19 protein-coding genes and 1 pseudogene are annotated in these 21,922 nt (G+C 67.4%); 8 read left to right on the top strand and 12 right to left on the bottom strand.

Annotation, left to right across the window (positions count from 1 at the left end; all coding sequences use genetic code 11):
- Positions 1 to 54: 54 nt before the first annotated feature.
- The 3 genes and pseudogenes from ASG79_RS17260 to ASG79_RS17250 form a co-directional block, all read right to left on the bottom strand.
- Positions 55 to 476 (bottom strand): annotated as a pseudogene (locus ASG79_RS17260) (Hsp20/alpha crystallin family protein).
- A 528-nt stretch (positions 477 to 1,004) separates the two neighbouring features.
- Entirely contained in the window at positions 1,005 to 2,645 is a 1,641-nt protein-coding gene (locus ASG79_RS17255) for an FAD-dependent monooxygenase (protein WP_056392728.1), read from the bottom strand.
- Positions 2,646 to 2,658: 13 nt separating this feature from the next.
- Positions 2,659 to 3,225 (bottom strand): hypothetical protein, encoded by a 567-nt coding sequence (locus tag ASG79_RS17250; RefSeq protein WP_056392726.1) that lies wholly within the window; start codon positions 3,223 to 3,225, stop codon positions 2,659 to 2,661.
- 147 nt (positions 3,226 to 3,372) lie between these two features.
- Here ASG79_RS17250 and ASG79_RS17245 point away from each other — a divergent pair, with 147 nt between their 5' ends.
- Positions 3,373 to 5,607 (top strand): S9 family peptidase, encoded by a 2,235-nt coding sequence (locus ASG79_RS17245; RefSeq protein WP_056392724.1) that lies wholly within the window; start codon positions 3,373 to 3,375, stop codon positions 5,605 to 5,607.
- A gap of 67 nt (positions 5,608 to 5,674) precedes the next feature.
- Here ASG79_RS17245 and ASG79_RS17240 read toward each other — a convergent pair whose 3' ends face one another.
- The gene (locus ASG79_RS17240; protein ID WP_056392722.1) at positions 5,675 to 6,127 is read right to left on the bottom strand and encodes an SRPBCC family protein; all 453 of its coding nucleotides are present in this window, start codon (positions 6,125 to 6,127) and stop codon (positions 5,675 to 5,677) included.
- A 162-nt stretch (positions 6,128 to 6,289) separates the two neighbouring features.
- Between ASG79_RS17240 and ASG79_RS17235 the strand changes: the two genes are divergently transcribed.
- Both ASG79_RS17235 and ASG79_RS17230 read left to right on the top strand, forming a co-directional pair.
- Positions 6,290 to 6,496, top strand: a complete 207-nt coding sequence (locus ASG79_RS17235) for a DUF2945 domain-containing protein (RefSeq protein ID WP_056392720.1) — start codon at positions 6,290 to 6,292, stop codon at positions 6,494 to 6,496.
- Positions 6,497 to 6,500: 4 nt separating this feature from the next.
- Positions 6,501 to 7,697: an NAD(P)/FAD-dependent oxidoreductase gene (locus tag ASG79_RS17230; RefSeq protein WP_056392719.1), complete on the top strand. Its 1,197-nt coding sequence runs from the start codon at positions 6,501 to 6,503 to the stop codon at positions 7,695 to 7,697.
- Here ASG79_RS17230 and ASG79_RS17225 read toward each other — a convergent pair.
- Genes ASG79_RS17225 through ASG79_RS17215 form a run of 3 tightly spaced genes read right to left on the bottom strand, consistent with a single transcriptional unit; the run spans position 7,694 to position 9,838 of the window.
- Positions 7,694 to 8,260 (bottom strand): GNAT family N-acetyltransferase, encoded by a 567-nt coding sequence (locus ASG79_RS17225; RefSeq protein WP_056392717.1) that lies wholly within the window; start codon positions 8,258 to 8,260, stop codon positions 7,694 to 7,696. The two genes, ASG79_RS17230 and ASG79_RS17225, sit on opposite strands and share 4 nt — an antisense overlap.
- Positions 8,261 to 8,265: 5 nt before the next feature.
- Entirely contained in the window at positions 8,266 to 9,426 is a 1,161-nt protein-coding gene (locus ASG79_RS17220; protein WP_056392715.1) for an acetate kinase, read from the bottom strand.
- Between the two features lie 55 nt (positions 9,427 to 9,481).
- Complete coding sequence (locus ASG79_RS17215) at positions 9,482 to 9,838, bottom strand: VOC family protein (RefSeq protein WP_235509835.1); 357 nt, start codon at positions 9,836 to 9,838, stop codon at positions 9,482 to 9,484.
- A 111-nt stretch (positions 9,839 to 9,949) separates the two neighbouring features.
- Between ASG79_RS17215 and ASG79_RS17210 the strand changes: the two genes are divergently transcribed.
- Complete coding sequence (locus tag ASG79_RS17210; RefSeq protein WP_018768847.1) at positions 9,950 to 10,240, top strand: hypothetical protein; 291 nt, start codon at positions 9,950 to 9,952, stop codon at positions 10,238 to 10,240.
- 86 nt (positions 10,241 to 10,326) lie between these two features.
- Here the strand turns inward: ASG79_RS17210 and ASG79_RS17205 are convergent, their stop codons facing one another.
- The 4 genes from ASG79_RS17205 to ASG79_RS17190 all read right to left on the bottom strand — a co-directional run bounded on the left by ASG79_RS17205 (position 10,327) and on the right by ASG79_RS17190 (position 15,296).
- Complete coding sequence (locus ASG79_RS17205) at positions 10,327 to 11,526, bottom strand: fumarylacetoacetate hydrolase family protein (protein WP_056392711.1); 1,200 nt, start codon at positions 11,524 to 11,526, stop codon at positions 10,327 to 10,329.
- Positions 11,523 to 13,052 (bottom strand): aldehyde dehydrogenase (NADP(+)), encoded by a 1,530-nt coding sequence (locus ASG79_RS17200; protein ID WP_056392709.1) that lies wholly within the window; start codon positions 13,050 to 13,052, stop codon positions 11,523 to 11,525. Before ASG79_RS17200 ends, ASG79_RS17205 begins: the two co-directional genes overlap by 4 nt.
- Positions 13,049 to 14,398: an L-fuconate dehydratase gene (locus ASG79_RS17195; protein WP_056392707.1), complete on the bottom strand. Its 1,350-nt coding sequence runs from the start codon at positions 14,396 to 14,398 to the stop codon at positions 13,049 to 13,051. Before ASG79_RS17195 ends, ASG79_RS17200 begins: the two co-directional genes overlap by 4 nt.
- Before the next feature lie 172 nt (positions 14,399 to 14,570).
- Positions 14,571 to 15,296 (bottom strand): GntR family transcriptional regulator, encoded by a 726-nt coding sequence (locus ASG79_RS17190; RefSeq protein WP_043424825.1) that lies wholly within the window; start codon positions 15,294 to 15,296, stop codon positions 14,571 to 14,573.
- A gap of 269 nt (positions 15,297 to 15,565) precedes the next feature.
- On the opposite strand from ASG79_RS17190, the gene ASG79_RS17185 reads away from it, so the two are divergent.
- Positions 15,566 to 16,897: an MFS transporter gene (locus tag ASG79_RS17185; RefSeq protein WP_018768852.1), complete on the top strand. Its 1,332-nt coding sequence runs from the start codon at positions 15,566 to 15,568 to the stop codon at positions 16,895 to 16,897.
- 78 nt (positions 16,898 to 16,975) lie between these two features.
- Here ASG79_RS17185 and pta read toward each other — a convergent pair whose 3' ends face one another.
- Entirely contained in the window at positions 16,976 to 19,102 is a 2,127-nt protein-coding gene (gene pta, locus ASG79_RS17180) for a phosphate acetyltransferase (protein ID WP_056392704.1), read from the bottom strand.
- A gap of 189 nt (positions 19,103 to 19,291) precedes the next feature.
- Between pta and ASG79_RS17175 the strand changes: the two genes are divergently transcribed.
- The 3 genes from ASG79_RS17175 to ASG79_RS17165 all read left to right on the top strand — a co-directional run bounded on the left by ASG79_RS17175 (position 19,292) and on the right by ASG79_RS17165 (position 21,842).
- On the top strand, positions 19,292 to 19,762 hold the full coding sequence (locus ASG79_RS17175) for a hotdog fold thioesterase (RefSeq protein ID WP_018768854.1): 471 nt from the start codon (positions 19,292 to 19,294) through the stop codon (positions 19,760 to 19,762).
- Between the two features lie 6 nt (positions 19,763 to 19,768).
- Positions 19,769 to 21,121 carry a phenylacetate--CoA ligase PaaK gene (gene paaK, locus ASG79_RS17170; protein ID WP_056392702.1) on the top strand — a complete coding sequence of 451 codons (1,353 nt, stop codon included), beginning with the start codon at positions 19,769 to 19,771 and terminating at the stop codon, positions 21,119 to 21,121.
- Between the two features lie 115 nt (positions 21,122 to 21,236).
- On the top strand, positions 21,237 to 21,842 hold the full coding sequence (locus ASG79_RS17165; RefSeq protein WP_056392700.1) for a TetR/AcrR family transcriptional regulator: 606 nt from the start codon (positions 21,237 to 21,239) through the stop codon (positions 21,840 to 21,842).
- The last annotated feature ends 80 nt before the right edge of the window (positions 21,843 to 21,922 follow it).

The following is a 21,922-nucleotide window of genomic DNA, read 5'->3' as shown; positions in this document are numbered from 1 at the left end:
GATTCGCCCCAAAAAGGCAGTCAACAGATATGGCCGCCTCCCGGTCCTTAAGGTCTAGGCAGCGATTTCCTGCTTTTCCCCCTTCGTTTCGATTTCGATCTTGCGCGGCTTGGCCTTTTCGGAACCGGGATCCGCAGCGTCAGGACACCGGCGTCATAGCTGGCCTTCACCTTCTCTGTGTCCAAGGTGTCGCCAAGAATCAGCTGGCGGCTGAAGACGCCGCGCGGCCGCTCAGCGGCAATCAGCTCGGTATCCTTGCCAGCGGGATCGGGACGCTCCGCCCGCACCGTCAGGACGTTCCGTTCGACATCCACGTCCACCGAGTCCGCCGTGACACCCGGCAAATCAAAGGCCACGACGAATTCCTGGTCCTCGCGCCATGCATCCATCGGCATCGCCGCCGGACGTGCAGTGGTTCCGAGGACTTGCTGGGTTAGCCTGTCCAGCTCGCGGAACGGATCGGTTCGCATCAACATGGCTTCCCTCCTCGTGAGAGTTGATCCAACATCCACGTCAGTCGATCTATATTCGCTGACATAGATTTTTTAGCACCGTGGAAGCAGGTCCGCAAGGGGTTTGGGTGCCGATTCCTGAAGAATTTTTCGGTCCTGCAGGCTTCGGATTTCCGCCTTTACCCGGGCACACGGAAGGGGCCTCTTGCACAGCTCCTGCTGTGCAAGAGGCCCCTTCCGGACTAGGTTCTGGCTTCTCCGGTCAGTCCCTGGTGGGGTCCGGACGCAGCGGTGCGGGCCCTGGATCCGGGACGGGCAGCGGGCCTGGGGGCGCCGGTGCGGGGAACGGATTGGGAGACGGCGGGCCGGGCGGGCGCGGCTGGGTGGGATCCGGCGATGTGGGCTCCGGACCGGGTTCGGGCGGAAACGGCTCGGGTTCGTGCACTGGCGGGATGGTCATGGAACTTCCCCTCTCACGCTGGGCGGATGTGCCTTGAACTGAACAGAATACGCCTGCGGCCCGCCGGCAACTACCCTCCAGTCAGGCCCCGTTTAGTACAGCGCTGATTGGTCCGGGACGGCGCCGACCAGCCGCAGCCAGGCGCTGACCTGGGCGGAGCCTGCCTCCCCACAGCGGAAACCGACGTATCCGTCCGGGCGGACGGCCACAACGCCCCGGCCCGGGTGGCTGTCGAGGCGGTGGACATGAAGCAGGGGACCGGGTCCCGCCCCTGCCCGCAGGGTGGGGTCTTCACCCAAGGTGCCAGTGCCGGCGTCGCGTTCCAGCAAAAGGTGGACGCCGGGCACGGCGGTCAGTTCGTGTAGGCGGGCCGCCCGCCCGCCGACCGTCACGGGCGCATCCGGCAGCCGCTCGCCGGGCCTCGGCCACCCGGCCGCGCGCGGCGTGCCGTCCAGGGAGATGGCACTGTTCCGGTAGCGAACGAATGGCTGGGACAACAGCCTGATGCCCTGGGAGGTGAGCCACTGCCGGCGGAGCAGCACCGGCAGGACCGGAGCGAAGACGGGCAGGAGGCTCCGGGCCAGGCGGGCCACCGGGTGCGGCGAGGCTTCGCCGAAGAAGATGACGTGCGTCAGCGCCAGCACGCGCCGGGCCGCGAGCCGCCGCTCGTGCCCATAGGTTGCCAGCAGTTCCGGGAGCGGCCCGCCTGCCGTCGAGGCGAAACCGAGCTTCCACCCGAGGTTGAGGGCGTCCAGGATGCCGTTGTTCATGCCCTGCCCGCCCGCAGGCGAGTGGGCGTGCGCGGCGTCGCCGGCGAGGAAGAGCGGAGTGTTTCCGAACGTACTGGCCAGGCGGTGTTGAAGCGGGACCTGGGCCGACCAGCGCACGTCCCGGACGGCAGCACCCAGTCCCGACTCCCGGAGCAGGCGGGCCACTTCATCCGGCGGAACGGGCGGACCCAGCTGTCCGAAGCCGGCGGTGGATTGCCGCAGCGCCGGCCGGGTGGCCAGCATCCGCCAGGTGGCGCCCTCGCCCAGCGCGAAGAGGAAGGCCAGTCCCCCGGTCCCGACGGCCACGTGCAGCAGGCCAGGGTCCAGGGCGCCATCAAGCTCCAGGTCTGCCAGGACCGCTTCCACCCGGTACGGGGCACCCCGCCACTGCGCGCCAGTGAAGCCGCGGACCGTGCTGGACTGCCCGTCGCATCCGGCCAGGAACCGGGAAGTGTGGCCGCCGGCTCCGCCCCCGGCGTCGCGAAGCTCCGCATGCACCAGGCCAGGCCCCGGGCCACCGCCGGTATCCAGGGTGCCCTCCGGTCCCAGTCCGCAGAACTCCACGCCCCAGTCCACCGGCACGCCCCTGGCCTGCAGTGCCTGCCAGAGCACGTCCTCGACGTCGGCCTGCCGGACCAGGGTCAGGTGCGGAAAGGCGGTATCCGGGAGGTCCGCGTGGCCCAACCGGGCTTCGACCACGCGCCGGCCGAAGTGGATGCGTGCCAGGGGCGTGGTGTCGGCCCGGTCCAGCAACGCGTCGGTCACGCCCAGCGGGCGAAGGCCCTCCAGTGCCCGTGCATGCAGCATCATCGCCCGGGACGGCCGGACACGGTGTTCGCGCCGGTCCACCACCCGGACCGTGGCTCCGTGGGCGTGCGCCTGGAGGGCCGTGGTGAGCCCGGCGGGACCGGCGCCTACCACCAGAAGGTCGGTGTCCGCCGTCGTGCGTTGCCTGCCTGCCATACCCGCCCGGCCGTCATGCCTGGCCGAGAAGCCGCCACCAGGCGTGGTCCTGGGTGGCTGCTGCTTCCTGCATCCGGGCGGGGTTTGCGAGCACCTCGTCGCGGCGCAGCCCGGGAACCACTTTGTAGCTGATGGACCCGGGGACGCTGACCAGTTCCAGGACCCGCCAGAGGGCCGCAGCGTAGCTTCGCGCCCGCTCGGCACCGTCCCATTCGTACAGGCCGCGGTAGGCACCGAAGGTGTCGTGGGCGCACCACAGCTTGGAAACAAAGCCCGGGAACCCGACGAAGAGCGGGGTATTCACCAGGCTTTCCGCCTCGAAAAGGCGGTGCATCCGGCCCCGGACCAGGCGCAGCGTGAAGGCCACCACCAGGATGCAGGGCTCGCCGGGCTGCCGGTCGACGGCGGTCTCCCGGTAGACCCGCGAGGTGCTGCCGTCAGCGAAGCGCAGCACCCGGCCCACGTTTTCCTTGGGAAGATGCACCTGCCTGCGGACCAGCATCACGCACGACTTTCCCATGCAGCGGGTCACCGCCAGCCATGCTTTGGCGCGGGGAGCCGGTCCGGATTCGGGGGTCATGGTTTCTCCTTTTCCCTGCAGGACCCTTTCAGGGTGCCGGGAACCGCGGGCAGGATCCCAGAGTCTTTCGCCCCATTCGGGGCGTCCCTTCTCCCCCGGTAGCGAACGGCCTGCCGACTTGTCCGGGCTGGTCTATATATTGAATCCATGACCTCCACCTCCCTGCAGGATTCCACCGGCACTGCCACCCCGGCGCCCCCGGTTGCCAAGAAGATCCCCACCGAACGCACCCACCACGGGGAGACGTTCGTGGACAACTACGAGTGGCTGCGGGACAAGGAATCGCCGGAGGTCGTGGAGCACCTGCGGGCCGAAAACGCGTACCAGGAAGCCGTCACCGCGCACCAGGAGCCGCTCCGCGAGGCCATCTTCCAGGAGATCAAGGGCCGCACCCAGGAAACAGACCTCTCCGTTCCACACCGCAAGGACGGCTGGTGGTACTTCAGCCGCTCCGCGGAGGGCAAGGAATACGGCATCCACTGCCGGGTCAAGGCGCAGGACACCGGAGACAAGGTGGCGGACTGGACTCCGCCCGCCGTGGAACCCGGCCTGCAGATCCCCGGCGAGGAAATCCTGCTGGACGGCAACGTGGAAGCCGAAGGCAAGCCGTTCTTCTCCATAGGCGGCACCGCCGTCACGGTTGACGGCACCCTCTATGCCTACGCAGTGGACAACTCCGGAGACGAACGCTTCACCCTCCGGATCAAGGACCTCCGCACCGGTGAACTGCTGCCGGATGCCATCGAGAACATCTTCTACGGCGTGGCGTTCTCCCCGGACGGCACCCGTATCTTCTACACAGTGGTGGACGAGTCCTGGCGCCCGTACCAGGTGAAGGCGCACGTCCTGGGCACACCCGTGGCCGACGACGTTGTGGTGTACCAGGAGGACGACCCCGCCATGTGGCTGGGCTTCGAGCTCTCCGCGGACCGGCGCTACCTGGTGCTGGGCATTGGATGCTCGGAGTACAGCGAAACCCGGCTGCTCCGTTTCGACGACCCCACCGGAACCGTCAGCACGGTGATCTCGCGGGATGAACGCATCCTGTATGAGGCCGAGCCCTTCCTGCTCGACGGCCCCGACGGGAAAACCGAGAAAATCCTGCTCACGCACAACCACGGCGCCATCAACTCCATGGTCTCCCTGGCTGACGCGGAAGAACTCCACAAGCCGCTGGCAGAACAGACCTGGCAGACTGTCGTGGAACATTCCGGCGACGTCCGCGTCAACGGCGCCGGTGTCACCGCCACGCACCTGGTCGTGTCCATCCGCAAGGACACCATCGAGCGCGTCCAGGTGATGGGGCTGGCCGGGCTGGGCACGCCTGCGCAGCAGGCGCCGGTGGAGCCGGCGTTCGACGAGGAGCTGTACACGGCGGGGGTGGGCGGTTCGGACTACGAGGCACCCGTGATCCGGCTGGGCTACACGTCCTACTTCACGCCGTCCCGTATTTACGACTTCGTCCTGCCCACCCCGGAGCAGCCCACCGGCGAACTGCTGCTCCGCAAGGAGAGCCCCGTGCTGGGCGGCTATGACGGAAGCGATTACGTGGCCAACCGGGAGTGGGCCACCGCAGGTGACGGCACGCGCATCCCGCTGTCGGTCCTGCGGCACAAGGCCGTCAAACAGGATTCGACGGCGGCCGGCCTGGTGTACGGGTACGGCTCCTACGAGATGAGCATGGACCCCGGCTTCGGAGTAGCACGGCTGTCCCTGCTGGACCGCGGTGTGGTGTTCGTGATCGCCCACATCCGGGGCGGCGGCGAGCTGGGCCGGCACTGGTACGAGGACGGCAAGAAGCTCACCAAGAAGAACACCTTCACCGACTTCGTGGACGCCACCGACTGGCTGGCGGACTCGGGCTGGGTGGATCCCTCCCGCATCGCCGCCCTGGGCGGTTCGGCCGGCGGACTCCTGATGGGTGCCGTGGCCAACATGGCACCGGAGAAGTACGCGGCCATCGTGGCGCAGGTGCCGTTCGTGGACCCGCTCACCAGCATCCTGGATCCGGACCTGCCGTTGTCCGCGCTGGAGTGGGAGGAGTGGGGCAATCCCATCACGGACCCGCTGGCCTACGCCTACATGAAGTCCTACTCCCCCTACGAAAACGTGCGGGCGGTGGCCTACCCCAAGATCGCCGCGGTGACGTCCTTCAACGACACCCGGGTCCTGTATGTGGAGCCGGCCAAGTGGGTGCAGGAACTGCGGAACAGGACCACGGGGTCCGAACCTATCGTGATGAAGATCGAGATGGACGGTGGCCACGGCGGCGCGTCCGGACGGTACGTGCAGTGGCGCGAGAGGGCCTGGGACTACGCCTTCATCGCCGATTCCCTGGGCGCAACAGAACTGCTGCCCGGAGCCGGCCTGAAGCAGGACTGAAACGTACGACGGCGGGCGCGTCCCGCCGTCGTACGCTTTCCTTCGCCCTCGGGGCAGCAGGCAGGGCTCAGGTTTGCGGGTGCTCCACCAGCCATTCGGCGAGTGTTTCAAGGTTGGCGCGGACGGTCCGTCCCTGGGCACGCTCCACGAGAGGATCTGCGATCTTGCCGAAGATGCCGCCCAGGCCGGACTCGGCATCGATCCGCTGGGTGACGCGGGTGCCGCCATCAGCCGGTTCCAATGTGAACGTCACCGTGAAGTTCAACTTTCCTTCAACGGAGCGGGACACCATCCGCCTGGGCGGATCGAACTCCACCACTTCGACGGTCCAGTCGAACCGCCGTCCCATCACTTTGCTTGTTCCCCTCCCCCGGGTTCCCTCCGCGACCGGACCGGTCCCCACCTGCTCAGAGGTGGTGACCGAGGAATCGTAGACGGCGATGTTGTCGAACTTCGACAGGAAATCGAAGACTTCCTGCGGCGGCCGGGCGATGACAACGGATTCTTCTACAACTGGCATCGGATCCTCCTGGACCAGCACCTGGTGCCGACGCGGTTCGGTTGGCAGGTAGGCGCAGCGCCAGCTTGGACCGGCTCCGCTTCCCTGTCAATGCGCCCATAAGATAACCATGCTTACTATTGGGGGGCACTTGTTTTCCGCAGGGATCCCAGAGGAGCAGGCATGTCATTGAGCAAGGGAACGCACGTGGAGTGGAACACTTCGCAGGGCAAGACGCACGGCAAAATCGTCGAAAAAAAGACCAGCGACTTTGAACTCGACGGCAACACGCACCGCGCCAGTGAGGACGAACCTCAGTATGTGGTGGAGTCGGACAAGACGGGTGCGCGGGCGGCGCACAAGGCATCCGCGCTGACCGAGAAGAAGTAGCGCCGTGGCTGCCCAGCACGAGGTAGTCATCATCGGCGGCGGAAACGCTGGCATCTCCCTGGCGGCCCGGCTGCAGCGGTACGGCGTTAAAGACGTGGCTGTGATCGAGCCCAAGGACCATCACCTCTACCAGCCGCTCTTTTCGCATATCGCAGGAGGCCGCGCCCAGGCGCAGGAAGCCATCCGCTCGCAGGAATCCGTGACGCCCCAGGGCGTGACGTGGATCCATGACGCCGCCGCGGGCATTGACGCCGCCGCCAACACGGTCACCCTGGCGTCCGGTTCCACCGTGGCCTACGGGCAGCTGGTGGTGTGCCCCGGGCTGCAATACGACTGGGACGCGGTACCGGGCCTGGCCGAGGCCGTGCACTCGCCCTCCGGCGCCTCCCACTACGAGTTCGAACTGGCGTCCAAGGCCTGGACGCTGCTCCGCAGCATGACGTCCGGCACCGCCGTTTTCACCATGCCGGCGGGCCCCATCAAGTGCGGCGGCGCTGCCCAGAAACCCATGTACCTGGCCTGCGACTACTGGCGGGAACAGGGCCTCCTGGACCGGATCCGCGTGGTGATGGTCCAGCCTTACCCCACCGTTTTCGGGGTCCCGGAGGTGGACCGCGAACTGGACCGCAAGATTGCGGAGTACGGCATCGAACTGCGGACCAACAGCGAATTGGTTGGCGTGGATGCTGCAGGCCAAACAGCCACCATCCGGGATCTTGCCGCCGGTACCGTGGAGAACCTGCACTACGACGTCCTCAACGCCGTCCCGCCGCAGTCGGCCCCGGACTGGCTCAAGGCCACGGACCTGCCGGCCGCCGGTGACACGGGCGGCTTCGTGGAGGTGGATTGGCAGACCCTTCGGCACCTCCGCTACCCCAACGTGTGGTCCCTGGGCGATGCCGCAGGCACCACCAACTCCAAATCCGGCGGGGCGCTGCGCAAGCAGACCAAAGTGGTGGCCAAGAACCTGGTGGCAGCCCGGAAAGGCAAGCGGCTGCCGGCGAAGTACAACGGCTACTCGGTGTGCCCGTTCACGGTGTCACGGGACACGGTGGTGTTCGCCGAGTTCGATGACCGTTACCGCCCCATGCCCACCCTTCCGCGGGTGCCCACCTGGAACGAAAGCAAGTTCTCATGGGTTGTGGACCGGGACCTGTTCCCGAAGATCTACTGGAACCTGATCCTCAAGGGCAGGGCCTAAAGCTCACCGCCGGAACCGATGCGCCATTCATCGGCCAGGATGGCATAGATGAGCTCAGTGGCCCACTGGCCCTTGTAATGCCACTTGTCGATGTGCCGCGCCTCCAGCCGCATGCCCAGCCGGCCGCACACTGACGCCGACGCCACATTGAGTTCATCCAGCCGGGCTTCAATCCGGTGCATGCCCAGTTCCCCGAAGCCCAGCTGGAGCATGGCCCGGGCGGCCTCCGTGCCGTAACCCTTACCGCGTGCTCCGGGCGCCAGTGTCCACCCGACTTCGCCCTGGCCGAGTCCCGGCAGCCATTTGAGCACCACCTCCCCCTGCAGCCCGGGCTCATTCGCTGCCTCGATGGCGAGGGCCACCCAGTCGCCCTCCTTCTCGAAGGCAAAGTTGGCGTACCGGCCCACCCGCTCCATCGACTGGGTGTAGCTCTTGGCCGGGCCGGGCAGGAACCGGGCGGTCTCCGGCAACGAGTGGTAGGCGTGGAAGGCCTCAAGGTCACCGCCGTCAAAACGGCGGAGTACCAGCCGTTCGGTGCGGATCGGCAGGGAAATGTCAGGCATGGGGCTTATCGGCCGGCGGAGACGACGGCGGCTGTTGCCTCTGCGATGGCGCGTTCCTCATCCGTGGGGACCACCAGGACGGGAATCGCGGACGAGGGCGTGGAAATGACGCGCGGTTCCTTGGACCGCTGGGAGTTCAGGCCGCCGTCGAGCTCGATGCCCAGGGCGCCCAGCCGGTCCGCCACCTGCGCCCGGAACTGGGAGGAGTTCTCGCCGATCCCCGCGGTGAACACCAGAGCCTTGGCCCCACCGACTGCCACATGGTAGCCGCCGATGTATTTGGCCAGCCGGTAGGATGCCACCGCGAGCGCCATCGTGGCTTTTTCGTTCCCGGACTCGGAGGCTTCCACTACCGAGCGCATGTCGTTGTTGCCGGCCAGGCCCTTCAGCCCCGATTCCCGGTTGAGCATGGTGTCGATGTCCTCGGGCGTCCAGCCGGCGCGGCCAAGGAACACCAGGATGGAAGGGTCAAGGTCGCCGGAGCGGGTGCCCATGACCAGGCCCTCCAGCGGGGTGAAGCCCATGGAGGTGTCCACCGACTTCCCGCCGCGGATGGCGGTCACGGAGGCACCGTTGCCCAGGTGCGCGATGACGCCGTCGAACTCCTCAGCGGGAAGGTCCAGCAGGGCGGCCGACCGGCGCGCCACGTACTCATGGGAGGTTCCATGGAAGCCGTAGCGGCGGATGCCGTGGTTGGTGTACAGCTCGTCCGGGACGGCGTAGCGCCACGCGTGCTCGGGCAGGGTGCGGTGGAAGGCGGTGTCGAACACGGCCACCTGCGGCATTTTGGGCCACTTTTTGGTGATGGCGCGGATGCCCAGCACGTTGGCGGGGTTGTGCAGCGGCGCCAGCGGGTTGAGGCGTTCGATGGCGCGGGTGATCTCGTTGTCCACCAGGACGGGTTCGGCGAACCGCTCGCCGCCGTGGACCACCCGGTGCCCCACCGCACCGAGCTCAAGGCCGCCCAGTTCCCGGTGGATGGCCGCGTCCACCTGCTCCAGCGCCTCCGCGTGGTCCCGCGGGCCCTCGATCTCGCCGTCCCCGCCGCCGCCGTTGCCCATGCCGATCTTCTCGATCAGCCCCTCGGTGAGGACCGTTCCGGCGGCCACGTCACGGACCTGGTACTTCAGGGAGGACGAACCGGAGTTGATGACGAGCACGAGCATGCGGGGCCTCCTCAGCCTGGCGTCTGCAGTTCAACCCCCACTATAGGTTGAGCCGCTATCGGTCGGTGAGCAGCAGCGTGTTGCCGTCCGGGTCCTGCGCCGTGAAGAAGAGGCATACCTCCGGAGACCCCTCGATGGCACTGACCGGAACACCGCTTTCCGCCAGCACGGCATGCGTTCCAGTCAGGTCGTCCACCATGAAATTGCAGGTTGCCCACGCCAGACCGGGGGCGGCCTTGATGCCGCTGTCCGGGCCCATCAGCGTGACGGATGCGGTTCCCGCAGCGGTGAGGACTGCTGAGAAGGTGTTCGCCTCCGCGACGCTGAGTCCAAGAAACCGGCGGTACCAGTCGGCCGCGGCGTGTGGGTTGCGGACAGGGATGAAGGCAGAGGTGATGGCTGTACCGGGCATGCCAGCGATGTTAGCCGAGGGGAACATCGGGTCGGGCCCTTCCTTGCGGATCAGGCCCCGCTGTGACTATGGTCGGCGGACAAGGCTGGACCACGCCGAGAGGACAATTCCATGACGAACGAGCCCAATTCGATCGACGAGAACGACCCCACCAACACGGGATCCAGCAGCACCGCCCCGCTCAACGCCGGAACGGGATCCGGCGGCAAGGGTGATCCCACGGGAGTGGAGGGCGCCAATCCGGCCCTGGACGACACGGGCAACCTCAAGGCCGCAGAAACCGGGGAAGCGCCGGAGGCGCCCGAGAACCGGGAGGACCTGGACCTCACCCCGCAGGGCCTCTCCGACGAGCCTGCCAAGGAAGAGGATCAGGAGAGCCTGGCCAAGCCGGACAACAGCTAAGCACCGCAGGCACCAAAGCACCCCATGAACAACGTACGACGTCGGCACTCACCAAAGTGCCGGCGTCGTACGTTGTTGCACCACAGCTAGGCCCGCGCCTCCTGCTGCTGCGCGGCCAGGTATGCGAACAGCCGGCGCAGGCCGAATGACCACTCCGGCAGTTCCTCACAGGGCCCCACCCGGTTGATCAGGGCACCCAGGTGCCGGCTGCGGATGGTCACCCGGTCACCGTGTTTGTGGGTGAAGCCCTGTCCGGGCACGTCGCGGTCCTGTGTGGGCGCAAACAGGGTCCCCGTGAACAGTGCGAATCCGTCCGGGTACTGATGGTGCTTCCCGTGCGTCGCCGCCACGAGCTCCTCGAAGGGCCGGCTGATCCGGGACACGCTGTTCCGGCCCTCCAGCAGGTAGCCGTCCGGGCCTTCGACGCGCAGCAGGATCTCCTCGCCGCGCAGCGTATCCAGGGTGAATTGGCCGTCGAACAGCCGGATCAGCGGTCCCAGCGCGCTGGAGGCGTTGTTGTCCTTGGCCTTGCCCAGCAGCAGCGCGCTCCTGCCCTCAACATCACGCAGGTTCACGTCGTTGCCGAGCGTCGCACCCACCACTGTGCCGCCGGAGGTGGCGATCAGGACCAGCTCCGGCTCCGGGTTGTTCCAGGACGAGAAGGCCGGGATGCCGATGCCCGCGCCCAGGCCTACCGAGGAGAGGACCGGGGCCTTGGTGAAGACTTCCGGGTCCGGACCGATCCCCACTTCCAGGTACTGCGACCACAGGCCTTCGGAGATCAGGACGCGTTTGGCTTCGGCGGCTTCCGGCGATCCCGGCCGCAGGGCGGAAATGCTTCCACCCAGGGCGCGGCCCACCAGTTCCCGGACCCCGGCCGCGCGTCCGGCGTCGCCGGCGCAGCGCTCCTCGATGACGCGCTCGATCATGCTGTCCACGAACGTGACGCCGCAGGCCTTGATGACCTGGAGGTCCACGGGGGCCAGCAACCGGGTCCGGGTGCTGTCACCCTCCAGGGACGCCTTGACGACGCCGGCCGTGTCCCAACGCGGTTCCGCCAGGCCGGGATCTGCCAGGGCTGAGCGGACGGCGGCAGCGGGATCGGGCAGCTCCAGGAGATCCGCGACCGTTCCGGCCAGGCGGTGCAGGTCAAAGACGCTGCCCCCGCTGACGGCCACAACGCGTGGTCCCCCGCTCTCCACATCCCAGACCCGCCCGATCAGCAGGGCCTGGTCCGCGTCCTCGGGGAGTATGGCGTGGACGTCTTCCGGGCCTGTGGCGTTCATTGCTTGTCCTCCTGGGTGGCCACAACCCCGGCTGCGGCGCCGGATGGGCGCTGCCAGACGCCATCCACCCTTTGCGGAACCTGCCAGGGATTGCTGTCCTGCAGGGGTTCGGGCAGCCGGTCCGCGGGAAAGTCCTGGTATGCCACCGGCCGCAGGAACCGGCGGACCGCCGCCGTGCCCACCGACGTGGTGGCCGAGGTGGTGGCGGGGTATGGCCCTCCGTGGTGCTGGGCGTAGCTGACGGTAACTCCCGTGGGCCAGCCGTTCCACAGGACCCGGCCGCTGATGTCCGCCAGCCGGGCAGCGAGCGCGGCGACGTCGTCGTCCGCTTCCGCCTGGAGCGTGGTGGTCAGCTGCCCTTCCAGCAGCCCGGCCAGGTCCGGCAACCCGGATTCGTCGTCGTACGCGACCACCAGGCTGGCCGGCCCGAACATCTCCTGGCGGAGCAGCTCCGGATTCTTCCGGACCTCGTCGGCAGTGGTGAGCAGGACGGTGGGGGCCGGCTCCTCGGCAAAGTCGCCTTCCACCAGGACGTCCACGCCGTCGGTGTCCCGGAGCCGGCTGACGGCATCGCAGTACCCGTCGTGCAGGCGGGGGCTGAGCAGCCGGGCGGGCGTGAAACCTGCCAGGGCCTGCGCCAGTTCGCGGCGAACGTCATCGGCCTGCCCCGCGGGGACGAACAGCAGCCCGGGCTTGGTGCAGAACTGGCCCATGCCCAGGGTGAACGAGGCAGCATAGCCGGCGAGGATGTCCGCCCGCCGCGCGGCCCAGGCCCTGCCCGTGACGAAGACGGCGTTGATGCCGCCCAGTTCACCGAAGAACGGAATGGGCTCCGGGCGGGCAGCGATGCGGTCGAGCAGGGCGCGGCCGCCCGCGGTGGAGCCGGTGAAACCGATGGCTTTCACCTGGGGGTGGTCCACCAGCGCCTCGCCTGCCTGCCGCCCGGTCACCATGGAGAACAGGCCCGACGGCGCACCTGCACCTTCCAGCGCATCGATCACGGTCCGCGCGGTCCGGGCCGCAAGCCCGGCGTGGGCGTCGTGGGCTTTGTGGACGACGGCGCAGCCGGCCGCCAGGGCCGACGCGCTGTCCCCGCCCATCACGCTGAACGCAAAGGGGAAGTTGGAGGCGCCGAAGACGCCCACAACGCCGAGCGGGACGTTGTAGCGCCGAAGGTCCGGGCGCGGGCCCATGGGCCAGTTGGGGTCGGCGTGGTCGATGGTGGCGTCGAAGTGCTCCCCGAGGCGGATTTCCGCCGCGAAGAGCCGCAGCTGGAACACGGTGCGCTTCAGTTCCCCTTCCAGCCTGGCCGTCCCGAGGTGTGTTTCGGCCACGGCGGTCTGCACAAGTCCCGCAGCGTCCTGCTCCAGGCCGGCGGCAATGGCTTCAAGCCAGCCGGCGCGCCGGTGCGGGTCCGCCAAACGGGCCTGTTCGAAGGCACGGTGGGCGGCGCCGACGGCGGCGTCGAGCTCCCCTGCGGTGGTGGGTCCGGCGAGGACGGCCGTTGCGTGGGGGACCGCGGTCATCGGCCGGCTCCTGCCGCCGCGGCCAGGGATCCGCCGGTGACGGCGGCCCGGTTGCCCACTTCCTGCCAGCCTGCGCCGTTGGGGAATTCCCAGCGGGCGCGGGAGGCGGTGAGCATCTCGGCGCCCGTGCCGGGCAGTGCCGGGGCGGCATAGCGGCCGTCGATGATCCGGACGGGTTCGGCAAAGTGCTCGTGCAGGTGGTCCACGAATTCGATCATGCGGTTTTCCTGGCTGCGGCCCACCACGGCGTAGTCGAAGAAGGAGAAGTGCTGGACCAGTTCGCACAGGCCCACTCCCCCGGCGTGCGGGCAGACGGGGACCCCGAACTTGGCTGCCAGCAGCAGGATGGCGATGTTCTCGTTGACGCCGGCCACACGGGTGGAGTCCAGCTGCAGGACGTCGATGGCGCCGGCCTGGAGGAGCTGCTTGAAGACGATCCGGCTCGCCACGGCCTCTCCGGTGGCCACCCGTACCGGGGTGACACCCTTGCGGATGTCGGCGTGGCCCAGGATGTCATCCGTGCTGGTGGGCTCTTCGATCCAGTAGGGGGTGAATTCGGCCAGCTGGTTGACCCACTCGATGGCCTCGGAGACTTCCCAGCGCTGGTTGGCGTCAATGGCGATGGGCAGGGCGCCCACCGCCTCACGGGCCAGGGCCATGCGCCTGCGGTCATCGTTGATGTCGCCGCCCACCTTGAGCTTGATCATGGAGAAGCCTTCCGCGGCCGCCTCCTTGCTCAGCCGGACCAGTTTCTCGTCGCTGTAGCCCAGCCAGCCCGGGGAGGTGGTGTAGGCGGGGAACCCGTTGTTCCGGAGCGACTCGATGCGCTGGGCTTTGCCTTCCTGGCCGGCGCGGAGGATCTCCAGGGCTTCCTCGGGGCTGAGGGCGTCGCGGATGTGGGTGAAGTCCACCACGCTGACCAGTTCCTCCGGTGTCATTTCGGCAAGGAGGAGCCACAACGGCTTGTTTTCGCGGCGGGCACGGATGTCCCACAAAGCGCTGACCAGGGCGCCGCAGGCCATCTGGGTCACGCCCTTCTCGGGTCCCAGCCAGCGGAGCTGGGAGTCGTGGACCAGGAGCCTGGACGCGCCGCCCAGGTCATAAATCAGCTCGTCGATGTCGCGGCCCACCAGCAGGCGTGCGTAGGCGTCAATCGCGGACGTGAGGATTTCATTGCCGCGGCCGCAACTGAAGATGAAGCCGTGGCCCTCATCGCCCGCGTCGGTGCGGATGACAACGTAGGCGGCGGAGTAGTCAGGGTCGACGTTGACCGCATCGGAACCGTCAAGTTCGAGGGATGTGGGGAAACGAACGTCCTGGGTCTTGATGGACGTGATGGAAGGCATGGAACTCAACTTTCGGTTTACGACTGCTGGGAGGGGAAAGATTCGATTCCTATACGAATTTCTAAAATCATATAGGACATGTGATCCAGGTCAAGACCTGCCCGGCAGGCATTCGCTTGCCCGGGCACACAAAAGCCCCGGCCCTGCAGGGCCGGGGCTGCGCCGCACTGGGCTAGCCGGTGATGATCCGCCTGCGCGGCGGGCCGCTGTCCTCCAGGGGGGCAAGTTCACCTTCGAAGGCCTGGGCAAACCTGTCGAAGGAGTTGCGGATATGGGTGGTCATGGCCGCCTCGGCCCGCTCCGGATCGCAGGCTTCGATCGCCTCACGCACGGCCGTATGCTCAGCCACCGTGATGGCGCCGTCCACATCTGCCGGGTAGAGCCGGAAGGTGTGCAGGTGGCAGTGCGTCTGGGCAAAGGCGTGCCGGACCACAGGATTTCCGGAGGCGGCCAGGATGGTGTCATGAAAGCGGGTGTCGTGCGCCACCAGATCCTGCCTCAGGTCCTTGCTGCGCTTCATGGTGCCCCGGAAGCCCGCCAGCTCCTTTTCCAGCGCGGCGGCCGGATTGGCAAGGCGGTCCACCGCCGCCGCACGCGCCGCCCAGGGCTCCACCAGGAGCCTGAACTCGAACAGCGAGCGCAGTTCCGGCAGGTCCAGGAGCGGGGTGGTGCTGTAGCCGCGGCCGGGGTTGTACACCACCAGGTTGTCGCCCTCGAGCCGCTGGAGCACCTCACGGACCGGGGTCTGCGAGACGCCAAGGCTGCGGGCCACGGCATCAATGTTGATGCGGGTGCCCGGAGCAATCCCGCCGTCCAGGATGGAGGCGCGCATGGCCGTGTAGACGTCGGGAACGGCTGCTTTGCCGCGCGGAACTTCGGATGGTTGACGTGGGGGCACGCAATTACCTCTTGAACTGGAGTGGACCGGGTTGAACCGGGGCACCCGGTTGCACGGGCGCCGGTTGGAGTGAAGCTGCTGGGGGAATCATAAGCCACCCGCCGCCGGCAGCTTCTCCGCAGGCTTTCCAAAAGCAACACTTGATCTGGATCACAAAATCTATATGATTAACCCGATTCCTATATGATTTTGGCGCTGATATCTTCCGCGTCTCCCCTCCCGCCCGTGCGCACCGCACCCGAAGCCATGTATATGTCGAAGGAGACCGCATGACTACGCTCGGAAGTAAAACAACCCTTGGCACTCCAGCCCGGCAGCCCCGCCTGATGACCCGCAAACGCTGGGTGATCATCTGGCTTGCCTTCATAGGCCTCAGCATCAACTATCTGGACCGTTCCAGCCTCAGCGTCGCACTGCCCTTCATGGGCAAGGACTTTGAACTCAGCGCCACCCAACAGGGCCTGATCTTTGCCGCCTTCTTTTGGGCCTACGACTTCTTCCAGCTCGCAGCGGGCTGGTACGTGGACAAGGTAGGCCCGCGCCGCTCGTTCTCACTGGCCGCCGTGTGGTGGTCCGTCTTCACCATGGTCACCGCCGCCGCATCCAGTTTCTGGTCCCTCTTCGCGGCGCGCTTCCTCCTCGGCGTGGGTGAAAGCCCGGCGCCCAGCACAGCCGCCAAGGTGGTGGCCACCTGGTTCCCGGTCCGCGAACGCGCCTTCGCCACCAGCATCTGGGACTCCGGCTCGCGCGTCGGGGCCGTCATCGCCCTGCCGATCGTCACCCTGATCGTCGCCTTCACCTCCTGGCACGCGGTGTTCATCATCATCGGTGTCCTTGGAATCATCTGGGCCGCCGTGTGGTGGAAGTACTACCGCGGCCCGGAGGAGCACGCCGGCGCCAACGCCGCCGAAGTCAGCTACATCCAGGACGGCGGCGCCCGCGGCGCGGCAAGCGACGACGAAAGCGCAGCCAAACTCCCCTGGCGTTCGCTCTTCAAGTACCGCACCATCCTGAGCATGATGTTCGGCTTCTTCTGCCTGAACAGCGCCATCTATTTCTTCATCACGTTCTTCCCCAGCTACCTGGTCAAGGAACGCGGCTTCGACCTCCTCAAGCTCGGCTTCTTCGGCGCCATCCCCGGCATCTGCGCCGTCCTGTTCGGCTGGCTGGGTGGCTACCTGGCCGACCGTGCCGTGCGCGCCGGGTCCCCGGTCAGCAAGGTCCGCAAAACGGCCATCGCCGGCGGCCTGGCAGGCGGCTCCGTCATCATGTTTGCCGCACTGGTCCCGGAAGCCTGGATGGCCCTTGCCCTCCTGTCCGTCGCCTACTCCAGCCTCACCGTGGCGGCAACCGGAATCTGGTCCCTGCCGGCGGACGTCGCCCCAAGTTCACGGCACGTCGGCTCCATCGGCGGCCTGCAGAACTTCGCCTCCAACCTGGCCGGCATCTTCACGCCGATCCTGATCGGCGTGCTGGTGGACCAGACCGGATCCTTCGTGGCGCCGCTGGCCGTCATCGGCGCGATCTCCCTCATTGGCGCAGCCAACTACCTGTTCGTCATTGGCAAGATCGAGCCGCTGAAGGTCAAGGCAGCCGCCTAGGCCTTCCCAGCCCCCAGGCAAAAGTACGACGCCGGCACTTACCAAAGTGCCGGCGTCGTACTTTTTCTGCGTGGTGCCCTAGGAGGCCGGTGCCTCTGCGGAGACCTGCGCCTGTTCCTGCACCTGGGCTTTCGCAGTACTTTGCGCCTGGATGGCTGTGATGGCCACGGTGTTCACGATGTCTTCCACCGTGCAGCCGCGGGAGAGGTCGTTGACCGGCTTCCGCAGCCCCTGCAGGACGGGGCCCACGGCAACGGCACCCGAGCTCTGCTGCACCGCCTTGTACGTGTTGTTGCCGGTGTTCAGGTCCGGGAAGATGAACACCGTGGCCTGCCCCGCTACCGAGGAGCCGGGCATCTTGGACGCGGCAATGGAGGCATCCACGGCGGCGTCGTACTGGATGGGGCCCTCCACGGCGAGGTCCGGGCGGCGCCGGCGGACCAGCTCGGTGGCCTGCCGCACCTCGTCCACCGCCTCACCCGATCCTGAGCCTCCGGTGGAGTAGGAGAGCATGGCAACCCGCGGCTCCACGCCGAACTGGGCGGCGGTCTCGGCCGAGGCCAGGGCAATGTCCGCCAGTTGCTCCACGTTGGGGTCCGGGTTCACCGCGCAGTCGCCGTAGACCAGCACGCGGTCCGGCATGAGCATCAGGAACACCGAGGACACGATCTTCACGCCCGGCCGGGTCTTCACGAACTCCAGGGCCGGCCGGATGGTGTGCGCCGTGGTGTGCGCGGCGCCGGAGACCATCCCGTCCACCACGCCCAGCTGGACCATCATGGTGCCGAAGTAGCTCACGTCCTGCATGATCTCCAGCGCCTTGGGCAGGTCCACGCCCTTGTGCGCACGCAGTTCGGCGTACTTCTCCGCGAACGTGAGCCGAAGCTCGGAGGTGGCAGGGTCAATGACGTTGATCCCGGTGAGGTCGATGCCGTTCGCGGCGGCCAGTTCCCGGACGGCGGATTCGGGGCCCAGCAGCGTCAGGTCGCAGACATCGCGGCGGTGCAGGATTTCGGCTGCGCGCAGGATCCTGACATCGGTTCCCTCCGGCAGGACCACGTGGCGGCGCTGCGACCGGGCCCGCTCGATGAGGTCGTGCAGGAACCGCAGCGGGGTCATCCGCTCGGGCCTGGGCAGGTGCAGGCGCTCCACCAGCTCGGCTTCATCCACCCGCCGGGACCAGAGCCCCAGGGCGGAGGCCACCTTGCGCCGGTGCCCGGACCAGATCTCGCTGCGGACCTCGGAGACCCGGCGGGCGGTCTGGTAGGTGTCATCTCCGGTGGCGAACACCGGGAACGGTGCCTGCGCCAGGAGCGGGTAGATGTTGGCATCCGGGGCCAGGCCGCCGGTGAGGATGAGCGCCGACGCCACCGGGAACTCGGGTGAGAAGGAGGATGCCAGGCAGGCCACCATCACGTCCGCCCGGTCCCCCGGCACGATCACCAGGGCGCCTTCATCCAGCACGTTCAGGAAGTTGCCCACATTCATGGCGGCCACCTTGATGTCCCTGACGTCGCGTTCCATGTCCGGCGTGCCAGCGATCTGCCGCACGCCCAGCGCCATGGCCACCTCCCCGGTGGTGGGCCGGGCGATCTCCTCCAGTTCCGGCAGGATGTACACGGGCCGGCCGGAGGCACCGGGCTTCAGGGCTGCCGCAATGGCATCCAGGTCATCGGCGTTTGCCCGGTTGACCATGATGGCCAGGAGCGAGCACTTTTCCGCGGCAAGTTCCTTGCGCGCCACTTCGACGGCGGCAACGGTCTCCGGAACGGTCCGCCCCTTGGCGCCCACAACAGCCACCACGGGCGTGGCCAGGTTGTTGGCAAGCCGGGCATTGAGGTCGAATTCGACGGCGGAGTCCTGGCCCACCAGGTCTGTGCCTTCGACGATCACCACGTCGCAGAGACGGGCGATGTCGGCGAAGATCTCCACGCACCTGGCGTCGATCTCGGCCCGGTTTCCCTCCGCGAGCAGCGTGCGGACCTCCCCGTAGGTCAGGCCGCCGCGGCACCGGTCCTCGTCCAGGGCGAACCGGGACTTCATCAGCGCCACCATGGGGTCCTCGGCTGCCGAGGGGCCGTGAACCACGGGCTTGAAGAAGCCGATCCGGTCCGCGTGCCGGTGCAGGGTGTCCGCCAGCCCCAGGGCTACCAGGGACTTGCCCGAGCCGGGGGTGGTTGCGCTGACGTAGATGCCTTTGGCCATGGTCCGCCCTTTGCTGTTCTTGCTGGTGCAGGTCCTCCCATCCTTGCACTTCAGGCCCCGTGGCGCGCGCCGCTGTCGGGCATTCCACCCCGGATGCCCTCCCGGCCAACGCACGCTGCCCTTGACACCGGACCCCCTCATGGGATTACCTAATGAACATTCGGTAAATAAAGCTGGAGGCAATGACGCATGGCTGAAGCAACACTTTCCGGGGCCACCCACCCCATCCTGGAAAACGACTACGCCTCCGAATGGATGGGAATCCAGGTCCTCGCCCTCAGCGACGGCCATGCGACCATCCGGATGACCCTCCGGCAGGAAATGCTCAACGGTTTCGGGATGGCCCACGGCGGAATGATCTTCGCGTTCGGGGACACCGCCTTCGCCCTCGCGTGCAACCCCATCCACCCTGCACCCGGCGAGGAAGGCACCATCACCGTGGCCTCCGGCGTCGACATCAACTTCCTCAAGCCCGCCTTCCGCGGCCAGGTGTTGACCGCCGTCGCAGACCGCCGCTCCAGTGCCGGGCGAAGCGGACTGTACGACATCCAGATCTTCGCGGCCGACGCCGCCGCGCCGGCTTCCGAAACCCAACCCAGTTCCCCGGGCGAGCTCATCGCCGAGTTCCGCGGACGCAGCCGCACCATTCCCAAGAAGTAGGAAACCATGACCCTGCATGCCCCCGAAACCCCCGCCGCTGCCGGCATCGACCCCGGCCTGGACCGCGAGGAAACCATCTCCCGCGATGAGCTCGAGGCCCTCCAGCTCAGCCGCCTGCAGCACACGGTGGCCTACGCCTACGAGCGCGTGCCGCTGTACAAGCGCAAGTTCGACGACGCCGGCATCCACCCCAACGACCTGCGTGAACTGAGCGACCTGGGCAACTTCCCGTTCACCACCAAGGACGACCTGCGCGAGGAATACCCGTTCGGCATGTTCGCGGTACCGCAGCACGAAGTGGCCCGCGTCCACGCGAGCTCGGGCACCACGGGCCGCCCCACCGTGGTGGGCTACACCAAGCAGGACCTGGCAGACTGGGCGAAGCTCGTGGCCCGCAGCTTCCGCGCCTCCGGCATCCGCCCGGGCATGAAGGTCCACAACGCCTACGGCTACGGCCTGTTCACCGGCGGCCTGGGCGCCCACGCCGGGGCCGAAGCCCTGGGCTGCACCGTCATCCCCATCTCCGGCGGCCAGACCGAACGCCAGATCCAGCTGATCCAGGACTTCAAGCCGGACGCCATCCTGGCCACGCCCACGTACCTGCTCACCATCGCCGACGCCATGGCCCACATGGGCATCGATCCCGCCTCCACATCGCTGAAGTATGCGGTGCTGGGCGCCGAGCCGTGGACCGAGGAGATGCGGCATGAACTTGAGGTCACCATGAACATCAAGGCATGCGACATCTACGGGCTGTCCGAGGTCATGGGCCCGGGCGTGGCCGGCGAGGCGGTGGAGACCCAGGACGGCAGCCACATCTGGGAGGACCACTTCCGCCCCGAAATCATCGACGCCTTCAACCCGGTGGCGGGCAAGGAGAACGTCCTGCGCGACGGCGAACACGGGGAGCTGGTGTTCACGTCCCTCACCAAGGAAGCGCTGCCCATCATCCGCTACCGGACCAAGGACCTCACCCGCCTGCTGCCCGGCACGGCCCGCCCCGCGCACCGCCGGATGGGCCGCATCACCGGCCGCAGCGACGACATGATCATCCTGCGCGGCGTGAACCTCTTCCCGTCCCAGATCGAGGAAATCGCCCTGCGGATCCCTGAGCTCAGCCCGCACTTCCAGCTCGAACTCACCCGCCCCGAGGGCCAGCGGATGGACCAGCTGACCGTGCGCATCGAGCGCCGCGACGCGGTGAGCATTGAACAGGGCACGACGGCGGCACGCACCTTGAAGGAGCAGATCAAGATCCACGTGGGTTCTTCGTGCACGGTGGACGTGGTGGAGCCGGGGTCGCTGGAGCGGTCCAACGGCAAGCTGCGCCGGATCTACGACCTGCGCCCGAAGGGCTAGGAGTCAGTTCTCCACGGTCGGCCGGGGCCGCTTATACGGCCGCCGGGTCCAGCGCTGCCGGACCCGGCGGCCGGGCTCCGGCCGATTACCGAACGTTCATGAGAAAATGGCGGGTATGTCTTCCACAGATGCTCCTGCAAAGCGCGGCCGGCCCGGGTATGACCAGCAGTCGGTGCTGCTGATTGCCGTCGACGTATTCAACCGCCACGGGTACGATGCCACCTCCATGGGCATCCTGGCCGAGAACCTGGGCATCTCCAAGTCCGCGATTTACCACCACGTACCGTCCAAGGGCGACCTCCTCAAGCTTGCCCTGGACCACGCCCTGGGCGGCCTCGAGGCCATCCTGGAGCAGCCCCAGGCTACCTCCGGGGCAGCCGACGCACGGCTGGAGTTTGTGCTGCGGCAGACCGTGGCGGTGCTGGTGGACCGCCTGCCCTTCGTCACGCTGCTCCTGCGCCTCCGCGGGAATACGGACATCGAACGGGATGCGCTGGAACGCCGGCGCACCTTCGACCACAAGGTGGCGGCCCTGATCTCCGCCGCGCGCGACGAAGGCTCGCTCCGCCAGGACATCGACCCGCGGACCGTCTCACGGCTCCTGTTCGGCATGATCAACTCCATCGTCGAGTGGTACAAGCCCGGCGGCCCCCTGTCCCCGCAGCGGCTGGCTGACGACGTCATCACCATGGCGTTCGACGGCCTGCATGCTGACGCATAGGCGGCAGCCGGGCCGGCCCAGGCATCAATAATAAGTGTGCTTGGTATTTTCCTGCTCCCCGGCTACGGTGGTAGAAAACC

This window comes from Arthrobacter sp. Soil761, from assembly GCF_001428325.1.
Lineage (GTDB): Bacteria > Actinomycetota > Actinomycetes > Actinomycetales > Micrococcaceae > Arthrobacter.
Note: the sequence above shows the minus strand (reverse complement) of the source record. Positions and strands in the feature narration are given on the sequence as shown.

What these genes read in the sequence shown, in the direction of transcription:
- ASG79_RS17250 (WP_056392726.1), bottom strand. Translation starts at nt 3,225, where the DNA reads ATGACCCCCGAATCCGGACCGGCTCCCCGCGCCAAAGCATGGCTGGCG.
- ASG79_RS17255 (WP_056392728.1), bottom strand. Translation starts at nt 2,645, where the DNA reads ATGGCAGGCAGGCAACGCACGACGGCGGACACCGACCTTCTGGTGGTA.
- ASG79_RS17240 (WP_056392722.1), bottom strand. Translation starts at nt 6,127, where the DNA reads ATGCCAGTTGTAGAAGAATCCGTTGTCATCGCCCGGCCGCCGCAGGAA.
- ASG79_RS17245 (WP_056392724.1), top strand. Translation starts at nt 3,373, where the DNA reads ATGACCTCCACCTCCCTGCAGGATTCCACCGGCACTGCCACCCCGGCG.
- ASG79_RS17165 (WP_056392700.1), top strand. Translation starts at nt 21,237, where the DNA reads ATGTCTTCCACAGATGCTCCTGCAAAGCGCGGCCGGCCCGGGTATGAC.
- ASG79_RS17215 (WP_235509835.1), bottom strand. Translation starts at nt 9,838, where the DNA reads ATGCCCGGTACAGCCATCACCTCTGCCTTCATCCCTGTCCGCAACCCA.
- paaK (WP_056392702.1), top strand. Translation starts at nt 19,769, where the DNA reads ATGACCCTGCATGCCCCCGAAACCCCCGCCGCTGCCGGCATCGACCCC.
- ASG79_RS17200 (WP_056392709.1), bottom strand. Translation starts at nt 13,052, where the DNA reads ATGACCGCGGTCCCCCACGCAACGGCCGTCCTCGCCGGACCCACCACC.
- ASG79_RS17185 (WP_018768852.1), top strand. Translation starts at nt 15,566, where the DNA reads ATGACTACGCTCGGAAGTAAAACAACCCTTGGCACTCCAGCCCGGCAG.
- ASG79_RS17205 (WP_056392711.1), bottom strand. Translation starts at nt 11,526, where the DNA reads ATGAACGCCACAGGCCCGGAAGACGTCCACGCCATACTCCCCGAGGAC.
- ASG79_RS17225 (WP_056392717.1), bottom strand. Translation starts at nt 8,260, where the DNA reads ATGCCTGACATTTCCCTGCCGATCCGCACCGAACGGCTGGTACTCCGC.
- ASG79_RS17195 (WP_056392707.1), bottom strand. Translation starts at nt 14,398, where the DNA reads ATGCCTTCCATCACGTCCATCAAGACCCAGGACGTTCGTTTCCCCACA.
- ASG79_RS17175 (WP_018768854.1), top strand. Translation starts at nt 19,292, where the DNA reads ATGGCTGAAGCAACACTTTCCGGGGCCACCCACCCCATCCTGGAAAAC.
- ASG79_RS17220 (WP_056392715.1), bottom strand. Translation starts at nt 9,426, where the DNA reads ATGCTCGTGCTCGTCATCAACTCCGGTTCGTCCTCCCTGAAGTACCAG.
- pta (WP_056392704.1), bottom strand. Translation starts at nt 19,102, where the DNA reads ATGGCCAAAGGCATCTACGTCAGCGCAACCACCCCCGGCTCGGGCAAG.
- ASG79_RS17210 (WP_018768847.1), top strand. Translation starts at nt 9,950, where the DNA reads ATGACGAACGAGCCCAATTCGATCGACGAGAACGACCCCACCAACACG.
- ASG79_RS17235 (WP_056392720.1), top strand. Translation starts at nt 6,290, where the DNA reads ATGTCATTGAGCAAGGGAACGCACGTGGAGTGGAACACTTCGCAGGGC.